This window comes from Sphingomonas sp. OV641 (genome assembly GCF_900109205.1).
Lineage (GTDB): Bacteria > Pseudomonadota > Alphaproteobacteria > Sphingomonadales > Sphingomonadaceae > Sphingomonas.
The window spans coordinates 22,297-40,310 of the sequence record NZ_FNZB01000007.1; the positions used below are offsets into that span (position 1 = coordinate 22,297).

Consider the following 18,014-nt stretch of genomic DNA (forward strand, 5'->3'; position numbering starts at 1 on the left):
GTCGGCTTCAGGCGAGGTCGAGGACGATCCGGCCCTCGATGTCGCCATGATGCATGCGGGAGAAGACGTCGTTGATGTTCTCGAGCCTGTCCGCATGGACCGTGGCCTTGACCTTGCCCTCGCCGGCGAACGCCAGTGCCTCGAGCAGATCGAGCCGCGTGCCAACGATCGAGCCGCGCACGGTAATGCCGTTCAGCACGGTGTCGAAGATCGACAACGGGAAGTCGCCCGGCGGCAGGCCGTTGAGCGCGACCGTGCCGCCGCGCCGGACCATGCCGAGCGCCTGCTGGAACGCCTTGGGCGAAACGGCGGTCACCAGCGCCCCGTGCGCGCCGCCAATGGCTTTCTTGAGCGCTGCCGAAGGGTCCTCGTTGCGCGCGTTGACCGTCAGTGTGGCGCCAAGGCGTGTAGCGAGGTCGAGCTTGCTATCGTCGATGTCGACCGCGGCCACATTGAGACCCATGGCTCGGGCATATTGCACCGCCATGTGGCCGAGCCCGCCAATGCCGGAGACGACCACCCACTCGCCGGGTCGGGCCTCGGTGGCCTTCAATCCCTTGTAGACGGTGACGCCCGCGCAGAGGATCGGCGCAATGTCGAGGAAGTCGACATTGTCGGGAAGGTGACCAACATAGTTGGGATCGGCGAGGACATATTCGGCAAAGCTGCCATTGACCGAATAGCCGGTGTTCTGCTGTTCGTGGCAAAGCGTCTCCCAGCCACCCAGGCAATGCACGCAGTGCCCGCAGGCGGTGTAGAGCCAGGGCACACCGACCCGGTCGCCTTCCTTCACATGGGTGACGCCTGCACCGACGGCGGCGACATGCCCGACGCCTTCATGGCCAGGAATGAAGGGCGGGTTGGGCTTGACCGGCCAGTCTCCTTCTGCCGCGTGCAGGTCGGTATGGCACACGCCGGTTGCCGCAATCTTGACCAGGATCTGCCCGGGGCCGACCGCCGGGATCGGCGCCTCCTCGATGACCAGGGGCTTGCCGAATTCGCGGACGACCGCCGCCTTCATGGTTTTCGCCATGTCCGCTTCTCCTTTGAGCGAGGGGTCAGAACAGGCCGAGCGCGTGCTCGTCATAGGAGACGAGCAGGTTCTTGGTCTGCTGATAATGGTCGAGCATCATCCGGTGATTTTCACGCCCGAAGCCCGACGCCTTGTATCCGCCGAAGGCGGCATGGGCGGGGTACTGATGATAGCAGTTGGTCCAGACCCGCCCGGCCTCGATCGCGCGGCCGAGCCGGTAGGCGGTGTTGCCGCTCCGGGTCCAGACGCCCGCGCCAAGACCGTAGGCGGTGTCGTTGGCAAGTGCGATCGCCTCCTCGACCGTCTTGAAGGTGGTGACCGACAGGACGGGACCGAAGATCTCCTCCTGGAAGATGCGCATGTGGTTCTGACCCACGAACACCGTCGGCTGCACGAAATAGCCCTGGTCGAGCGCACCGCCCGGCAGCGCCCTGGCGCCACCGACCAGACACTGCGCGCCCTCGGCCTTGCCGATATCGATATAGCCCAGGATCTTGTGGAGCTGGTCCTCCGACGCCTGCGCGCCGACCTGGACCGAGGGGTCGAGCGGATCGCCCTGGCGGATCGCGGCGACGCGCGCCACGGCGCGCTCGATGAAGCGGTCGAAGATCGACTCATGGATCAGCGCACGCGACGGGCAGGTGCAGACCTCGCCCTTGTTGAACGCGAACAAAGTAAAGCCTTCGAGCGCCTTGTCGAAGAAGGCATCGTCGTCGTCGAGCACGTCCGCCATGAAGATGTTCGGCGACTTGCCGCCAAGCTCCATAGTCTGGGGGATCAGATGGTCGGCGGCCGCATGCATGATCTGCTTGCCGGTGACGGTCTCGCCGGTGAACGAGACCTTGGCGATGCGCGGATTGGCGGCGATCGCCTGGCCGACGGTCCGTCCCGGGCCGGTAACGACATTGAGCACGCCGGGCGGCAGGATGTCGGCGGTGAGCTCGGCGAACATCAGCAAGGTGAGCGGCGTCTGGGATGCGGGTTTGATGACGGTGCAGTTGCCCGCCGCCAGCGCCGGGGCGATCTTCCACGCCGCCATCAGCAGCGGGAAGTTCCACGGGATGATCTGGCCGACGACGCCGAGCGGCTCGCGGAAATGATAGGCGATGGTGTCCGCATCGATCGTCGAGATGCCGCCTTCCTCCGCCCGGATGCAGCCGGCGAAGTAGCGGAAATGGTCGATCGCGAGCGGCACGTCGGCAGCGCGCGTCTCGCGGATCGGCTTGCCATTGTCGATCGTCTCGGCAAGTGCCAGCAACTCCAGATTGTCTTCGAGCCGGTCGGCGACGCGATTGAGAATCCTGGCGCGTTCGGCGGGCGCGATCCTTGCCCATTGATCCTTGGCGGCGTGCGCCGCATCGAGCGCGCGCTCGACATCTTCCGGCGTCGACAGCGCGAACTCGGCGATCTGGGCGCCATTGATCGGGCTCGTGTCCGCGAAATACTCGCCGCTCGCAGGAGCGCTCCATCGACCACCGATGAAATTATCATAGCGGTGTCGGAAGGAGGCCGCCGCGTTAATGGTCCCGATCGCCTTCTCGAACATAACCTGACTCCATCTCTATCGATGGCCTGACGGAGTAATCTCTTTGCCCGGGCGGCCTATAAGTAAGTTCCGCAGAAGTTAGTCTGGCATCGGTGTCGCGGGCTTTGAGTGTCAGACACGCCAACGGAGCCGATGACTATTCATCGACTCCCGAACCTATTCGCGCACGCCTGATCGGAATTATGCCGAGACACGCTTACTCGGCCGATTCTTGTTTAGGTGAGGGCGGCGCTTGGCATTCCAATTCTGGCATTACGCCCGGATGCGCTTTAGGCTCACCCAATCGCCTTTCTGAAGCGTCCCGTCCCTCACGCGGAAATGAGCGTAATGGTCGTCGAAAATCTGGTCGACTTCGACATGACCGACAAGGCGGCGGTGGCGCGGCGTTGCGTGATAGACTTCGAGTATCTGCCCGATGTGCGCGCCATCGGCCTTGCCCAGGCAGGCCACTGTGCCGCCCGCATCCGTACGGACGATCTTGCCGCGCATGAACAAGCTATGGCCGATACCCTGTGCGAGGAGCGGCGTGCTGCCAAAGAGCAGAAAGCCAACAGCAGCACCGACGCCAAGATGCTTTCGCATCACTGTTTCCTCTCTCACGTTAGTTGCTCGGTCCCGGCTTTGAAAGCTGGGAGCACGGGGCGACGCTGGGCATCGTCAAAGAACTGGCCCGCCGCGGGGCGGCGGCGGGCCCTCAGCCCCGGGGGTGTTTTATCGGGGCTGGAAACTTCACATGTCGCTCATCGGCTTGTCGGCCATGGGCTTGGCGGTCTTCTTCTTCGCGGCCGGCTTGGCCTTCTTCATCGGCATCTTGCAGCAGCCACTCTTCGCCTTACCGGCCATGCCCGAGCCGTTCGATGCAGGCGACCCGCCGGACATGCCGGCCATCCCCGACATGCCCTGTTGATCCTGCTGGGCCGGTTGCCCCGGCTGCTTCTGCGCGCCGGCCTGATGATCCTTCATCATCTGATCGTGCATCTGCTGCCCGCCATGATCCATGCCCTGCTGGTGGGCATGGGCCGGCGCAGTCTGCGCGGGCGCGGGCGTCGACTGGGCGAGAGCGGTGCCGGCGGCGAAGGTTAGCGTCGCGAAGAGGCTGATGGTCGCCGCGCGAAATATCGTCTGTCGCATTGAGGGTCTCCGAGTGTTCGTCCTGTTGCCCGATCGACGTTCCGATCCCGGCAATTCCGAAGCTTCAATGCTGCTAGCGAGACGCAGTCTGTATACGTAACTTACGAATCCGCTTTTGATCGCGACAAGCATGCGCGGGATCGTGCGGGGTGGACCATGGTCCAAGGTCAAGCGAATTCATGATCCCGCTTGATGGCGGCCGGCAGCGAAGTGCAAAAACCAATTGGCCCGCCGTGGGAGAACGGCGGGCCAAAGCTGCGGTTGAACCAGGCCACGGTCGTTGGCCACCCAGCCTCGTGGTCGGAGCTGGCTTAATTGCAGGGTCAGCAACCACCCCGCGACCTATGCAACATGCGGGAGGCTCCGTCCTGGGTCCCCATCTCCCGCATAGCGATCCGATGGTCCTGCATCATCTCACCGTGCATCCGCACTTCGCGGTGTCGCATGCCTTGCATCTGGGCCGTGTCGGACCGAGCCGGCGCCGGCTTCGCCTTGAGCGTCTGTTCAAGGTCGGGCATGCCCGGCGGCATCCCATCGGCGAGAACTGGCCCGGCGCCGACGGCAAGGACGCCAAAGGCTGCGAGCGAAGCGATAATCGCTGCTTTCTTGCGCAAATATGATTCCTTCAAGTCTGAGTTTCAGTGCGACCGGACACATGCCCGGTCGATTCTCGCTCCCCAAGGAGCTTGCCGTTGAGATGGTATCGGCCTGGAGGTGGCAGTATACGTAATTTGCGAAGCTGGCGGTCAGCCTGCAATGTCCGCTTTAGTTCGGCTACTAGCAAAAGCTGGGCGCGGATGACCGAAGACGGCGGCCATCAAAGCCTCCGCCTAGCCCGAGCACTGGGAAGCGACGCCGCCTGCTGCAGTGGCGAACAGCGAAAGGTAAATCGCACGCCGCTTTTGCTTCGGCGCGATCGTGGCAAGGCCCACCGCCGAACCAGCCACTCGGACTGGCCCAGGCTAAATTGTCGGAATAGACGCTCGCTCGGATCGGTGTCGCAGTGATTGAACGCTCGCCTGGCTGATTATTGATCAACTGGCGAGGGCCGCAACCAGCTTAGAAGGGCAATTTTGTCTTCCCAGAGGGGGCGGGCACAAAAGCGATCGGTTCGGGTATTACGGATATTGCCCTCCCGCGCGCCCTTTAAGGGAAGAGCGGCGCTTCGCCTCGGTGGATCTCATCGGGATCGAGAAAAGCGCGTTTGCGTCAGTTTCACGATTGCTCAGGAGGGGCTTCGAAATGACTTTTCTGAGCCGGCGAACTGTCTTGGCGGGCGGAGGCCTCCTGCTGGGGGCGGCATGCACGCGCAGATTTGCGACGCCGGACCAAGCAGGCACGCTGCCCATTCCTCGCCTGTTAGATGCACGCGACCATGGGCAGAGAATTGGACTGAGGGCGCAGGAAGGGGAAACCACTTTCTTCCCAGGGCGGCGGAGCGCCACCATGGGATACAACGGAAGCTATCTCGGCCCGACTCTGCGGGTACATCGCGGGGACGACGTGACGGTGACTGTCAGCAACAATCTGTCTGCTGATACCACGGTTCACTGGCACGGGCTGCTCGTACCGGGAGAGCTGGACGGCAGCCCCCACCAGACCATTAGTCCAGGCGAGACTTGGCGTCCGACGCTGCCGATCCGTCAGCCGGCGGCCACTCTCTTTTATCATTCGCATGCACACGGCCGAACGGCGGAGCAGGTCTATGCAGGCCTAGCGGGATTGCTCTTCGTCACCGACGAGGAAGAGCAAGGTCTCGGTTTGCCTTCGGATTACGGCGTCGACGATCTACCAATCTTGATCCAGGATCGGCAGTTCGTGGATGGCCGTCTGGTGTTACCGGCGGGCATGATGGTGGCGCTGGACGGGAGGCGGGGCAACGTTATTCTCGTAAACGGCGCGTACAACCCGCGAGCAGACGTTCCCAGAAGCTTAGTGCGGCTGCGGCTCGTAAATGGTTCGAATGCCCGGACTTACGATCTTTCGTTCAGCGACGGACGAGCCTTTTATTGGATCGGCACCGAGGGCGGCCTTTTGGAAAAGTCCGTTGAATTGCAGTCCCTCACTCTGGCCTCCGGTCAGCGGGCTGAGATCTTGGTGGACTTCAGCGATGGCAAACCGGTCTCGTTGGTATCGGCTCCGGACCAAAGCACCCTCAGGATGCATGGCATGGGCATGATGCATCGGCACGAGGCTAGCGAAAACAACGCAGGGGATGAAACTGTCCTCACATTTTCACCGCGCTTGGCATCGAGTAAGCGAGGTAGCACCACGCTTCCGCTCCTCCTGGCGTCCCGCGCGGTGCCAGATCCGGCGACGGTCGTCGCACGGCGACGTCTGGTGCTCAACATGAGGCTGGGAGGTATGATGGATAGCGACGAAGAGCCGCTAACGATCAACCACAGGCGATTCGATATTGATCGCATCGATGAGGAAGTCGAGCTTGGCGCCGTCGAGATATGGAAAGTCTCCGGGCAGAAAATGGCCCATCCCTTCCACATTCATGGAGTGCACTTCGACGTGCTACGTCGCGATGGCGAGGAACCAGATCTTCTTGATCAGGGGCCACGTGACACCATCGTCGTGGACGAACCGGTCGAGTTATTAATCCGCTTCGACCAGCCTGCTTCAAAAGCGCCCTTCCTGTTCCATTGCCATATCCTGGAGCACGAGGACGAAGGCATGATGGGTCAGTTTTCCGTGACGTAGTGGGAACAACTCAAGAAGCGAAATCCTGCATATGCCAATAAGGGGGCAATGCTCGACGTGTGACTTCGAACTCCACTCTCGTTTTTGTTCCCTTTTCGGGCTTGGGCCAGAACGTTTCGCACATCTCGATCGAAGGCATTCGATCATCCCGGACACTTGTGCATCACATGACGAACCCTGCGGTTCGTCACGGCCACCAGGCGCCGCGGGCCGCGCTCTATAATGACCATACGCTTGTCGGGCCGTCCCGCGGCCGCTGTCAGTACTCGCGGCAATGAGTAATAGATGGTATCGCCGCGTTCATACCACTTTCCTCCGCCAAGCGGCGTCTGGTCAGGCAATCGGATTTCGCTGTAAGATCCGTTGCGATTAAGAACCCAGGCCATCCCCGACTTACAGCCGGATCGGCCATCAAATGACCAGACACCCGCGAGCTTGGTGGTCGAGGTATCTTCCCTTGCGGGAACGACCCTGGCCGGCGAAGGTAGCGTTGGCACAGTGAGCGCGGCGAAAATCGCCCAGATGGAACACGACCACCGTGTGAAAGTGAGCAGCCGGCATCGATATAACCCGTTAAGCGCGATCGTCATACTGTTCCCTTCCGATCCACACTCACTCCGCTGCGAGCTTCGTTGGTTGCCCTGGGCAGACTATGCCGACCATCTGCCGGTGGTAATGCGTATTTGTCGCTAGACAGAAGAGACGCCTGCGATGGCATCTGATCGCAGATCGCCCAGGACAAGGCAGCCGACGCAGAACTTGGGATGACGGTGATCGTCTCATGCGCAGTGCAAGCGAGCAACCACATGAGCGGTAACGGGGGTGACGAGTTCGCTTCCGGACGAGGAAAAGGTGACCAGGTGACCTTCATTCTATCCCGACATGTTGGTTTGGACGCTCAAGCCGGGTGCCGAGGCGGAGGCATATAGGCCCGCCCGATGTACTAATCGCAAGCGACCGGTTTTCGGTTCTGATGCTCTTGCGCCCCAGTCAACCGACCGATCGCCATTCGTATATATCACAATTTCGCGGGTCGTTCCCCCCAGATAGGGTCAGAGCAGGTTCGAGTCGTGGAGGGGACGCCAGGCCGAAATGCCGGTTGTTCCCGCTGTCCTAGCCGCCACGAATTCGATGGAGATCCAAGGCAAGAGGAGCATTTGATATCAGCCGCTTCAGCATTTCCAGCTCTGGCGCAGGCGTCCCCCCGACCGCAGTCCGGGATTGTCGCCTGTATCGATTGCTCCGATCATGATGCGTGGATCTACTCACACGCTCGTGCGCTCGCGACAACGCTCGACGTCCCTATTACCCTGCTACAAGTACTTGACGGCGAGGGCTCGACGCGCTCTCGTCCAGACCCGATTGAATGTAACCTCCGGCGGCGCGAAGCCCTGCGCGCCCTCGATCGATGCGCCGCCGCGACCAGCGCACCTCCAACCAAAACCTCCATCGAATTGGCCGAAGGCCAAACCGCGGAGGAAATTTGCCGCTTTGTCCGAGAGTGCGACGACGGCATGGTCGTACTGGGAAGACGAGGCAGGCAAGAGGCCGGTCGCCCGGGCATGGGGGCAACCGTGCACAAGGTGCTCATGCAGACGCCAGCCCCGGTCCTGCTCGTACCGGTAGAGGCCCCGCTTCCGGCAGCGCCCTACAGAAGGGTTGTGGTGCCGCTTGACGGCTCTCGTTGGGCTGAGAGCGTGCTGCCCCTAGCTGTGCGTCTTGCGAAGGCCTCGGAAGCGGAACTCCTGCTCGTCCATGTCGTCCCTACGCCCGAGATGATCGAGGCACGGCCCCTGGAAGTCGAGGACAAGAAGCTTCAACAAGCCCTTATAGAGCGAAATGAGCAAGCAGCACGCAGCTACCTGGATCGAACGAAATCCAACCTCTCGGCGTCCGGTCTACGAATGCGTACGATTTCGATCCGTGGCGAGGATGTACGCGAGGTGCTGTGCGATCTTATTCAGCGCGAGAGGGCCGATATTGCCGTCCTGTCCGCGCGCGGCCACAGCCATCGGCATGTTTCCGACGTACCCTATGGAACGGTCGCCTCCTACCTGATGACGCATTGCAATGTACCAATGCTCGTAACGCCTGCGACAATCCGCTCGGGAAAAGCGCAGATCGCCGTAGGGCATAATTGCCTCCGGCTACCCCTCGCCGCCCAAGCCTGATCATGGCCGATATTGAGGGGACCGACCCTATTTCGGGGGCGGCCGACGAGACCGCCACACGCCATCAGCTGACAGGATTGATCGGTCGCTCAGCGCCTCTTCCCATCTGGGCGCATCTCGACGCCATGAAAGACTGGCTGGCTCGAGCCCGCCAGGCAGCCACGCAAGCCGACCAGCGCGGCAGCGCCGCAGCCGAATGGCTACTCGACAACGACTATCAGATCCAGCGCGCGATCCTGCAAATTGGTGAGGGTCTTCCGAAGGCTTTCTACGCGAAACTTCCCGGTCTTGCTGAAGACGGCCTCAGGCGACCACGCGCCCATCAAGTCGCGCAGTCTCTGCTTCTGGCGTCTCACCTGCAAGTCTCACTGTCCTCGGCTGTCGAATTCGTCGTTCGATATCAGAATAAGATGCCGCTCAGCATAGCTGAAACCTGGGCGATTCCTACGATGCTACGTATCGTTTGTCTTGAAATGATCGTTACGGGTTTCACCCAACTTTTTCCTCAAGTCGCTCCCCCTTTTGCACTAACGAACGCCATGGGCAAGGCGCCTGAGGAGATCCGTAGCGCAGCGCATTACATTTCAACCAGCAACGACAAAGATGGCATCGCCGATGCCATCGACGCATTTCTGCTGCCGCTTGTGGGAGGATCATCATGAAGCGACTGGCCGCTTTCGACCTCGACGGAACGCTCGCGCTCAGCAAGCAGCCGCTCGACGATGAAATGGCGGATCTGCTTACCCGCCTGCTCGACGTGACGATGGTAGCGATCATCTCCGGAGGCGACTGGCCGCAATTCGAGAAACAGGTGGTGTCGCGCATGCCCGCCCGGGCGCGGCTCGACAATTTCATCATCCAGCCGACCACGGGCACCAAGCTCTATCGTCACGCCGACGGCCAATGGACGCGTATCTATGCCGATCTGTTCACCGGCGACGAAAGCCAGCGCATCCGCGAAGCACTGACGAAGGCGGTCGAGCAGGCGGGCTATCCAAACGAGAACATCTGGGGCGAGCAGATCGAGGATCGCGGCAGCCAGATCACATTCTCCGCGCTCGGTCAGGAGGCGCCGCTCGAGGCCAAGGACACGTGGGATCCCGATCACGCCAAGCGCAAGAAATTGCAGGCCCTGCTCCAGCCGTTGCTGCCAGGCTTTGCCATCAATATCGGCGGGGCGACATCGATCGACATCACGCGCGAAGGGATAGACAAGGCCTATGGCCTTAAGCGCCTTTCCGAGCAGACCGGCGTCGCGCTCGACGAGATGATCTTCTTCGGTGACGCGATCTTCCCGGGCGGAAATGATTATCCGGCCAAGCACCTCGGGCTGGATACCGTTCGAGTCCGCGACGTTGCCGAAACCAAGTCGGTGGTTGGCGCGATCGCTGCCTGGCTAGTCTAAAAGCGCTACCGCCGATACCTAACCAGTCCCGCTTTCGCGCCCGTACGACCCAGCTTCGCAGCGGTCCCACATTGTGGAGCCGACGGATCGCTTCAATCGTGCCGGAGCTGCTTGACCCCACTACGCCTGGGCGCGTTCTAGGACACTCAGCTGGCCATGTCCGCCATCATCCGACAGCTGGCGGCGCAATCCTTGCAGGTAGCCGAGCAACGCTTGATCCGCTCGCCCACGACGTGGCTCAGGCATTCCCGCGCACATCGTTCGCAGCCGTCAGCGCAGGCGCGACACAGGATGGTATGGAGGGAGGATTCGCGCAGCATCGAGTTGGCGGTCGCCTGGCACAGTTCCGCACAGTCGTTCAGCATGGCGATCAGCGACGCCGTGGCTGACGCGCCGCCTTGCTTCGTCAGCCAGGCGGCGGTCTCCAGGCACATGCGGTGCGAAGCCACGCAATCGTCGATGCAGTCCGTCATCGACATCGCCATCCCTTCCATTCGATGCTGCTGCGCCGCCGCCGGCCCAGCCTGCGTTCCAGCGGCGGCAAGGCCGGCGCCGGCCATCAGCAATTCGCGTCTCTCGATCATCATGCACCTCCCATCTGCTATCCCTTGAGCGCTGCGCCGCGTCCGGCGGCCTCAGCCGTCATAGGCGACCCATCCAACGCCGCAGCACGCGCCTTCTCCCGCGCCATCCGGGTTTCCTCCCAAGGCCAGTGGCCGTTGATCTCGACCCCAAGCGAGATGCTCAGGAAGGTCCGCACCAGCACAAGCCCGGCCAGCACGATGAGATCGTCGAGCGTCGGGTTGATCACCAGCGACTTGACGATGTCGCCGGCGACCAGAAATTCCAAACCGAGCAGGATGCTGCGGCCGAGCGCCGAGCGGAACGCGCTATAGGCCTCGGTCCGGTCGCCCGCCCTCGCCCGCCGCGCAAACAGAAAGGTTGCGAGCCCCGCGCCGACGAGGATGGTCAGCGTGCCCGCCAGTTCCAGGCCGATCACCGCAAGCCGGAAGAAGGCGCTCAGCCAGTCGGCCTCAATGGTGATCATACCAGCCTCGCTTGCGGATATTGTTGAAGCTGTCGGTGGCGTGACAGGCATAGCATTGGTCGACGCGCGCTTTCGATCCGGCTGCGCGCTGCGAGACCATGCTGAAATGCTCCATGAAGTGACTGGGCGGCGCCTTGTGGCACTCGGCGCACTGCGTCGAATTGACCGACGGATGGCGATAATTGGCGATCTTCCAGCTGTCGGTCTTGTGGCAGCTCGCGCAGTCGGTGCCGAACAGGCCCTGGTGCGGATCGCGGAACGCATGGCAGCTCGCGCAATCGAGCGCGGTCTCGGGGGTCAGGCTTCGAATGTTTGTCGACATGCCCGCCAACGGCTGCCGCCACTTCGCCATGTCGAGCAAGGCGGCGTGATCCATGCGGATGATGCCGCGCTCTCCCTCATGTTCGACGTGGCAGGAGGTGCACTGCGTCGCTTTCGCGTGGAACTGAGTCGACTGCTTCGTCCCGAAATCCGTGCCTGCATGGCAGGTGAGACAGGTCCGGGTTTCGACGCCCTTGCCCGGCGTGTGACAGGCCGTGCATTGGCCGGCGAAGGACTGGTGCGCGCTCGAGAGCGGGCCGGGCGAGACGAGCTGCGCCACCAGGCCGGCATCCCTAGGCGCGTCCGATCGCATCCGGATCGCGACCGCGGCGACCATCACCAGCAGGGCTGCGATGAAGACGGCGTAGGAAAGACGCTGCCAGCTCATAGCCAGCGCAGCCCGTAATAGATCGCCGCGCCGACGTGGAGCGCGAGCAGCGCGAAGATGAGACAGCCCAGCAGGATGTGCAGGAACCGCCATCGCGCGAACAGGGTGTTGGTCGCCTCTTCGGCGCGGATCGCGAATTCGGTATCGGCCAGCGCCGCGGCGATCCCCGCCTTGTCCTGGGGGTGCTGGCCCGCGGGCGCATCCCCGGCGACGAACAGATAGCGCTTCCAGCCCGACAGCGGCGCGGCTGCGGTATCGGCCTGCGTCGGCGCCGCCGGCTCCTCGAGGAAGGCGGCGCGAAGCGAGGCCAGTTCCGACCTGCGTCCGCGCAGCGCCCGACCAAGCTGGGCAAGCAGGTAACGGCCGATGAAGCCGGTGATGACCGTCATCAGCAGGAGGACGGTCAGAAGCAGTCCGACCGGGCTTTCGAGCTTGTGCGCGGCGTGGACCAGACCCAGGATCGGCGCCAGCACGCCGGCATAGATGTGGATGGCGAGCAGGGTCGGCTTGCTGACGAGCCGGGAGAGCGCCTTGTCGACCCAGGCGATGTGCTTGGCCGCGACATAGGGAAGCGTCAGCAGCATCAGCACGAGCGCTGCGATCCCGATGATCCCGCCAGCGAGGCTACCCGGAAAGCGGGGCGACACATGCACGAGATAGCCGAACGGGAACAGCAGCAGGAACGCGACCAGCAGGCCCACGGCAATGTCGCTGCGTTCGCGCATCAGGCTTCGACCACGAGCGGCGTGCCCGTCCCCTTCGCCTGGCACGCGAGCACATAGCCTTGCGCCTTGTCGGCGGGCGCAAGGCCGGATTCGACCTCCATCGTCACTTCGCCCTGCAGCAGCTTGACCACGCAGGCGCCGCATGTGCCCGCACGGCATGCATAGGGGATCTCGACGCCCGCGCCCTCGGCCGCCTCCAGCACGGTCTCGTCCGCGGGCAAGGCCGCCGACACCCCCGACACGGAGAAGGTCACCGTGCTCGGCGCCACCTCGGCGCTCGGGGCCGGCTTATCCGCTGGCGGGGGCGCGGGCTTGACCTCGAGATCCTCGTGGTCGGCCGGCAGCGAGGCCGGACCGAACGCCTCGGTGTGCAGCTGCGCTTCGGGGACGCCGAGTTCGGCCAGCACGCCGCGCATCGCGCCCATCATCGCCGGCGGGCCGCACATATGGATGCGCCGGCTCGCGATCTCCGGCACCGCGGCCAGGATCATCTCGCGCGTGATCGGCCCTTCGGGGCCCATCCAGACGGTGCCGGGCGCGCGCTGCATCGCGGCGACGACATGGAGGTTGGGAAAACGGCGTTCGAGCCGCTCGAGCTCGTCGCGGAACACGAATTCCTCGGTCGACCGTGCGCCGTAGAAGAAGAAGATATCACCCTTCCACGCGGTGTCGGTGAGATAGCGCAGCACCGACATCATCGGGGTGATGCCGACCCCGCCCGCGATCAGCACGATGCTCTGGGCATCCGTTCCCGTGAAGGTGAAGGCGCCGAACGGTCCGCTGACCTTCAGCAGATCGTCGGCGACGACCTTGTCGTGCAGGTATCGCGAGACCACGCCCTGCTCCTCGCGCTTGACCGTCAGTTCGACATAGGCCCGCTGGGTCGGCGAAGAGGCGATCGTGTAGGAACGGCGCGCGGTCTTGCCCGCTTCGGGCTCTACCTCGACCTGCAGGAACTGGCCCGGCAGGAAGTCGAACGGCAGCCGGTCGGCGGCCGGGTCCGCGAGCCGGAAGGTCAGCACGCTCGGCGTCTCTCGCACGATCTGGACCACGCGCAGCTGCCCCGCCCAGCTTTTGGGCTTGCGCAGCGAAGCCCCAGCGGGCGCGGCCGCATTGCTCGGCGCGAGCCCGGCGCTGTCGGCAACGGGGGCAGGCGCGGGCGCAACCCTGGTAGCGGGCTGGGCAGCCTTCGGCTCCGGCTTTGTCAATGTCTTGCCGGTGGGGACACCACCGGCGATCGCCCCGATCCGCCGGAGGCGGAAGATCTGCAGCGCGATCAGCGTGGCGCTCACCAGCCCCAGGAAGAGCATGAGAAGCAGGTGCGAGGGCGAGATGCCGAACCAGTGATCGGCATGGCCGGGCGCGGCCTGGTCGATGTCGAGCTGATCGCGCAGCCAGGCAAGCCCGACCTCCCGGGGCGGCTGCAAGCCGCCGATCGCGCCCTGCGCGGCGGTGCCGGACCGGAACAGGTCGGTTCCCTCGCGCAGGCGGCGCGCCGCATCGAGCCGGGCCGAGACCGTGGTTGCACGCGCGCCGTCGGCCGAGGCGGCGTTGATCATCGCTAGGCCCGTGCTTACCCGTTCGCCAGCCTGCGCAGCGACCCGCTGCCTTGCCGCTTCGTCGAGCGCGGGAAAGGCGAGCAGCTGCGAGATGAAGCCGGTCCGGCGCGATTCGTGGCCGTGCTCATTCTCCCCTTCCCCATTGATCATGCGATCCATCATGGGGTTCATCATCTTCGCCATGTCCGACGACCCCGACGATGCCGGTGCGGACATGCCCCCGCCGGCCGGCATGCCTGCGCCATGATGCGCGGCATGATCCTCGCCCTCCTGCGCGCCCGCGCCCGCGGACAGGCTGAGAGCGATTGCGCAGCCGAGGCTCAAGCGTCGAAGGCTGATCCGCCTGGACATCCTCATCCCCTTTTTCAGCGCGCTTACATATCCTTCATCGGCATCGCCGAATTGCCCGGCGCGGGATCGGGTGCCGGCGCGGTCTGGTTGCCGGCCCCGGCGCGCATCGCGTCATGGTCCATCGCCTGACGGTGATGCCGCTCCATCTCGGCCTGGTTGCTCATCGCGTCCATCGGCGCCGCGTCTGCAGCGTTGCCGCTGTCGGTCAGGACCGGGGTGGCGGCGACGCTGTTCGCCGCGGGCGGCACCGTCTGGTCGGCCTGGCGGTCGCAGCCCGAAAGCGCGAGCGCCAGCAACAGGCTTCCGCCGACAAGCGGAAGGGCTTTTTTCGCATGGTCGATCATAGCTTGCTCCTTGGCTTGAAAACTGTGTCCGGGCGCCAGGGCTGGCGCCCGGACCGGATCATTGCGCGTTGCGCAGGATCTGAAGGCACCGGTCGTGCGAGAGGTTCATCGGGTTGCGCCCCTGCCCCTTCATCTCGCCATGATCATGCGGCGTCTGGAGACCCATATTGCCCTCCATCGCCCGGCAACTCTCGACCTGCGCCGAGGTCGGCCGCGTGGTTACACAGGCGCCCAGAAGCAGCGCCGGCGTGAGGACGCCGATCAAACGCATTTTCTTCATGACAAAACCCCTTTCGCTCGTGGTGATCGTTCGTCCTGCGCTGCCTGATGTTTCTTGTTATGCTGCTGGTCTTTCCGCCGCGCCGTCAGGAAGGCGAGGATCGGGCAATCGGAGACGGGCACTTCGCCCGGGCATTCGTCGGCGAGCATCCGCAGCATGTCGCGGATATCGGACAGGCGCTCGAGCCGGGCTTCGGCGTCAGCGATCTTGGCGAGCGTGATATCGAGCACGGCCTGGGCATGCGCGGTGTCCGACGCCCTGAGCGCCAGCAACTGCCGGGCCTGTTCGAGTGTGAAGCCAAGCTCCTGCGCCGAGCGGATGAAATTGACGCGCTCGAGGTCGGTCGCGTCGTAGAGCCTGTAGCCCGCCGCCGTGCGCGCGGGTTCGCGCAGCAAACCCATCCGCTCATAATAGCGGATCGTGTCGCGGCCCACGCCCGCAGCGGCGGCCAGTTCGCCGATCTTGAAATTGCCCATGTCATCCGCTCGATCATCATGCCGGTTGGACCATGGTCCAGGGTCAAGCGGTTCGCTTTGACCCCGAACGGTCCGTTGCCGCCGCCAGCCCGCTGCCCCGACGTCTCGCGTCAGGGCAGCTTGTGCCGCCGGGCCACCGGCTCGTCAGTTCTTGCGAAGCTCGACGATGTCGTGCTTGGCAGGCGTGCCGTCGGCGACGGACACGTGCGCGAAGTGATCATCGAAGATATGATCGATCGTCACATGGCCGATGAGCTGGCGGTGATAAGTCGGCGCCACGCCTTTGGACGGACCCGGATGGGTCACAACGCGATAGACCTCGAGCTTCTGGCCGACCTCGGCGCCATCGGCCTTGCCGATGCAGACGACCGTGCCGTTGCTGCCCGTGTCAACGATCGAGCCGCGCATGAAGAAGGTATGTCCGATACCCTGAGCGAATGAAGGGACCGCTGCGAGCATCGAGATGCCGGCGAGCGCAACCATGATGGAGTTCTTGATCATCTTGGACTCCTCTGAGAAGTGTTGAACACTGCCGCTCGATCTCTCGAGGGGAAGACTTTGTTTCTTCGCCTTCAGGAGTATGGTCCCTGGTCCAAGCTCGGTATACGTATTGTTCGCAGCGACTGTCGGTTTGAGTAGATCCCCCGGGACCGTCGTTGATTTGTCCGTACCTCGCCAAACGGATGGCACCTGCCGCCTCCTCGGTGGGCGTCGTCCAGCATTGGTTGCAACTGATCTGTCCGGGTGCGCCCACTTGGTTCCGGGCACCTTTTGCAGATGTGGTGGATTACGCCGTTTCCCCCCAACCGTGAGGGCTCCGCCTTCACGGTGCGTATTACCTAGGGGCAACAAAGGAGACGATGTTGAAAAGATCAGGAATGGCGTTCGCTCCCCTCTTACTGCTGGCCGCCGGCCCGGTCCTCGCCCAGGAGGCCATGCACGGCATGGATCATGGCAAGATGGGCCACTCCGACACGGGCATGATGAAACCGACACCCGCCAATCCATACCCGCGTGCCGAAATGGAGATGCATCGTAAGATGATGTCGGCCGTTGGCACCGATGCGACCGAGACCTGGGCCCGCAAGATGATCGAGCATCACCGCGGCGCGATCGCCATGTCACAGATCGTGCTCCGCGAAACGCGCGACGCCAAGGTTCGCGACATGGCCACCAAGAGCTCTGCCGAACAGCGACGCGAAATCGACGAACTGCAAGCCTGGCTGCGTGAGCATGGCAAGCGGACACAGTGACCGAAGCAGGAACTTGAGATTCGAAAGATGAAGAAGCAGGCGATCGCGGCGCTGGCCGCCATCTTCATGGCGACAGCGGCCAGCTCTGCGACGCCGATCCTCGTGCATCGCGATCCCGGCTGTGGCTGCTGCGAAAAGTGGGCCGCGCAGATCCGCGCACAGTTCAAGCGTTCCGTCACGATCGTCGACGACCGCTCGCGATCTTCCTTCCAGCGCTCGCATGGTGTGCCGCTGCGTCTCGCCTCCTGCCACACCGCCGTGATCGACGGCATGGTGTTCGAGGGGCATGTGCCCATCAATGACATCAAGCGGGTTCTGGCAGTGCGCCCGCGCGGGGTGGCTGGCCTTGCCGTTGCGGGAATGCCTTTGGGATCACCGGGCATGGAGATCCCCAGTCAGCCGGCACAGTCCTATCAGGTGGTAGCATTCGGCCCGTCTGGCCAGCGCGTGTTCGCAAGGCACTGAGGGGAAAGCTCCATTTGTAACTTCGGTTCCAGCGCGCTAGAATAGTCGTTCGTGAAACGCCTGCTCGCGCTTCTGCTCGTCATCGGAGCGCTGTCCGGTCTCTTCGGAGCCCAGATGGCGGCCGCGCACAGCGTGCCTGAGGCGGCAGGCGCGCCGCTGGCCAAGGGCATGGATGCGGACTGCATGGCGATGATGGCCAAGCAGCATCCTGCGCCCAGCGAAAAGCCTTGCAAGGGCCTGACGCTCGATTGCATCGCCGCGATGGGGTGCGTGATCCCGCTGGTCGCAGCTGACCTGACAGGCGGCATTGCGCCTGCGCGTCTCTACGACGCGCCCAGCTTCTGGACGACCGATACGATATTGACCGGCAAGGCGGTTGTGCCCGAGCCGGATCCTCCCACCAGCCTTGCCTGATTGAACGAGCACGGGCTGCGCGCATCGATCGATGCGCGCAGCCCGGTTTCCTTCTTTTCAGTCAAAGGTTTTCGTGATGACCAAAATACTTCCGGCCGCCCTTGTGGCGGCCCTCGGTCTCGCCGCGCCTGCGCTTGCAGCCGACGCGAGCCGCACGCCGCAGGGCCATTGGGAATGGCGGGCGGCGCCGCAATATGGTCCGCGGGCGACCGGCCCTGCGCGTGTCCGCATATGGGTGCCCGAGAGCCGGGACATCGCCAGCTGCGATTGCGCGATGATGCAGGCAAGCGCCGCCGACTGCATGCGCGGCGCAGTCAGGTCGGACAAGGGCTAAACCCACTCCGGAGCGGCGCGTCACATGTTGGCGCGCCGCCTCTGTCATGAGGGGATGATAT

General features: G+C 63.6%; 22 protein-coding genes. 9 read left to right on the forward strand and 13 right to left on the reverse strand.

The genetic code is table 11. From position 1 onward, the window contains the following. Positions 1-7: 7 nt before the first annotated feature. The 4 genes from adhP to BMX36_RS21835 all read right to left on the reverse strand — a co-directional run bounded on the left by adhP (position 8) and on the right by BMX36_RS21835 (position 3,710). The gene (gene adhP, locus BMX36_RS18565) at positions 8-1,033 is read right to left on the reverse strand and encodes an alcohol dehydrogenase AdhP (RefSeq protein ID WP_037569599.1); all 1,026 of its coding nucleotides are present in this window, start codon (positions 1,031-1,033) and stop codon (positions 8-10) included. 25 nt (positions 1,034-1,058) lie between these two features. Beyond that, the gene (locus BMX36_RS18570; protein WP_093067919.1) at positions 1,059-2,579 is read right to left on the reverse strand and encodes an aldehyde dehydrogenase family protein; all 1,521 of its coding nucleotides are present in this window, start codon (positions 2,577-2,579) and stop codon (positions 1,059-1,061) included. 252 nt (positions 2,580-2,831) lie between these two features. Continuing rightward, the gene (locus BMX36_RS18575; protein ID WP_062788787.1) at positions 2,832-3,161 is read right to left on the reverse strand and encodes a hypothetical protein; all 330 of its coding nucleotides are present in this window, start codon (positions 3,159-3,161) and stop codon (positions 2,832-2,834) included. A gap of 147 nt (positions 3,162-3,308) precedes the next feature. Beyond that, complete coding sequence (locus BMX36_RS21835; RefSeq protein ID WP_047169239.1) at positions 3,309-3,710, reverse strand: hypothetical protein; 402 nt, start codon at positions 3,708-3,710, stop codon at positions 3,309-3,311. Between the two features lie 398 nt (positions 3,711-4,108). Between BMX36_RS21835 and BMX36_RS21840 the strand changes: the two genes are divergently transcribed. The 5 genes from BMX36_RS21840 (at position 4,109) to BMX36_RS18605 (ending at position 9,995) form a co-directional block, all read left to right on the forward strand. Then, positions 4,109-4,330 (forward strand): hypothetical protein, encoded by a 222-nt coding sequence (locus tag BMX36_RS21840; protein ID WP_170172292.1) that lies wholly within the window; start codon positions 4,109-4,111, stop codon positions 4,328-4,330. Positions 4,331-4,952: 622 nt separating this feature from the next. Then, positions 4,953-6,419, forward strand: coding sequence for a multicopper oxidase family protein (locus tag BMX36_RS18590; RefSeq protein WP_009823982.1), 1,467 nt, complete (start codon positions 4,953-4,955; stop codon positions 6,417-6,419). A gap of 1,070 nt (positions 6,420-7,489) precedes the next feature. Further along, positions 7,490-8,590, forward strand: coding sequence for a universal stress protein (locus BMX36_RS18595; RefSeq protein WP_093067922.1), 1,101 nt, complete (start codon positions 7,490-7,492; stop codon positions 8,588-8,590). A gap of 2 nt (positions 8,591-8,592) precedes the next feature. Next, on the forward strand, positions 8,593-9,252 hold the full coding sequence (locus tag BMX36_RS21970; RefSeq protein WP_093067927.1) for an HAD hydrolase family protein: 660 nt from the start codon (positions 8,593-8,595) through the stop codon (positions 9,250-9,252). After that, positions 9,249-9,995: an HAD-IIB family hydrolase gene (locus BMX36_RS18605; RefSeq protein WP_062788722.1), complete on the forward strand. Its 747-nt coding sequence runs from the start codon at positions 9,249-9,251 to the stop codon at positions 9,993-9,995. The genes BMX36_RS21970 and BMX36_RS18605 overlap by 4 nt, the downstream gene beginning before the upstream one ends. 146 nt (positions 9,996-10,141) lie before the next feature. Here the strand turns inward: BMX36_RS18605 and BMX36_RS18610 are convergent, their stop codons facing one another. From BMX36_RS18610 to BMX36_RS18650, 9 genes are all read right to left on the reverse strand, one after another. Next, positions 10,142-10,582, reverse strand: a complete 441-nt coding sequence (locus BMX36_RS18610; RefSeq protein WP_093067929.1) for a four-helix bundle copper-binding protein — start codon at positions 10,580-10,582, stop codon at positions 10,142-10,144. 14 nt (positions 10,583-10,596) lie between these two features. Continuing rightward, positions 10,597-11,043, reverse strand: a complete 447-nt coding sequence (locus tag BMX36_RS18615) for a DUF1622 domain-containing protein (RefSeq protein ID WP_044663289.1) — start codon at positions 11,041-11,043, stop codon at positions 10,597-10,599. Then, positions 11,030-11,752, reverse strand: coding sequence for a cytochrome C (locus BMX36_RS18620; RefSeq protein ID WP_093067931.1), 723 nt, complete (start codon positions 11,750-11,752; stop codon positions 11,030-11,032). Before BMX36_RS18620 ends, BMX36_RS18615 begins: the two co-directional genes overlap by 14 nt. Then, positions 11,749-12,477, reverse strand: coding sequence for a hypothetical protein (locus BMX36_RS18625; protein ID WP_086491593.1), 729 nt, complete (start codon positions 12,475-12,477; stop codon positions 11,749-11,751). The genes BMX36_RS18620 and BMX36_RS18625 overlap by 4 nt, the downstream gene beginning before the upstream one ends. After that, positions 12,477-14,387, reverse strand: coding sequence for a 2Fe-2S iron-sulfur cluster-binding protein (locus BMX36_RS18630; protein ID WP_086491594.1), 1,911 nt, complete (start codon positions 14,385-14,387; stop codon positions 12,477-12,479). The genes BMX36_RS18625 and BMX36_RS18630 overlap by 1 nt, the downstream gene beginning before the upstream one ends. A gap of 23 nt (positions 14,388-14,410) precedes the next feature. Continuing rightward, a complete protein-coding gene (locus BMX36_RS18635; protein ID WP_093067934.1) occupies positions 14,411-14,731 on the reverse strand; it encodes a hypothetical protein in 321 nt (106 codons plus the stop codon). Between the two features lie 58 nt (positions 14,732-14,789). Then, positions 14,790-15,011: a hypothetical protein gene (locus tag BMX36_RS18640; RefSeq protein WP_086491595.1), complete on the reverse strand. Its 222-nt coding sequence runs from the start codon at positions 15,009-15,011 to the stop codon at positions 14,790-14,792. Beyond that, positions 15,008-15,487 carry a heavy metal-responsive transcriptional regulator gene (locus tag BMX36_RS18645; RefSeq protein ID WP_007406417.1) on the reverse strand — a complete coding sequence of 160 codons (480 nt, stop codon included), beginning with the start codon at positions 15,485-15,487 and terminating at the stop codon, positions 15,008-15,010. The genes BMX36_RS18640 and BMX36_RS18645 overlap by 4 nt, the downstream gene beginning before the upstream one ends. 144 nt (positions 15,488-15,631) lie before the next feature. Further along, the gene (locus BMX36_RS18650; protein WP_170172205.1) at positions 15,632-15,988 is read right to left on the reverse strand and encodes a hypothetical protein; all 357 of its coding nucleotides are present in this window, start codon (positions 15,986-15,988) and stop codon (positions 15,632-15,634) included. 377 nt (positions 15,989-16,365) lie between these two features. Here BMX36_RS18650 and BMX36_RS18655 point away from each other — a divergent pair, with 377 nt between their 5' ends. The 4 genes from BMX36_RS18655 to BMX36_RS18670 all read left to right on the forward strand — a co-directional run bounded on the left by BMX36_RS18655 (position 16,366) and on the right by BMX36_RS18670 (position 17,953). Then, positions 16,366-16,740, forward strand: coding sequence for a DUF305 domain-containing protein (locus tag BMX36_RS18655; protein ID WP_093067936.1), 375 nt, complete (start codon positions 16,366-16,368; stop codon positions 16,738-16,740). A gap of 27 nt (positions 16,741-16,767) precedes the next feature. Beyond that, positions 16,768-17,205, forward strand: a complete 438-nt coding sequence (locus BMX36_RS18660; protein WP_066708094.1) for a DUF411 domain-containing protein — start codon at positions 16,768-16,770, stop codon at positions 17,203-17,205. Positions 17,206-17,256: 51 nt separating this feature from the next. Continuing rightward, positions 17,257-17,619 carry a hypothetical protein gene (locus BMX36_RS18665; RefSeq protein ID WP_066708097.1) on the forward strand — a complete coding sequence of 121 codons (363 nt, stop codon included), beginning with the start codon at positions 17,257-17,259 and terminating at the stop codon, positions 17,617-17,619. A gap of 76 nt (positions 17,620-17,695) precedes the next feature. Further along, on the forward strand, positions 17,696-17,953 hold the full coding sequence (locus BMX36_RS18670; RefSeq protein WP_093067939.1) for a hypothetical protein: 258 nt from the start codon (positions 17,696-17,698) through the stop codon (positions 17,951-17,953). Positions 17,954-18,014 lie beyond the last annotated feature (61 nt).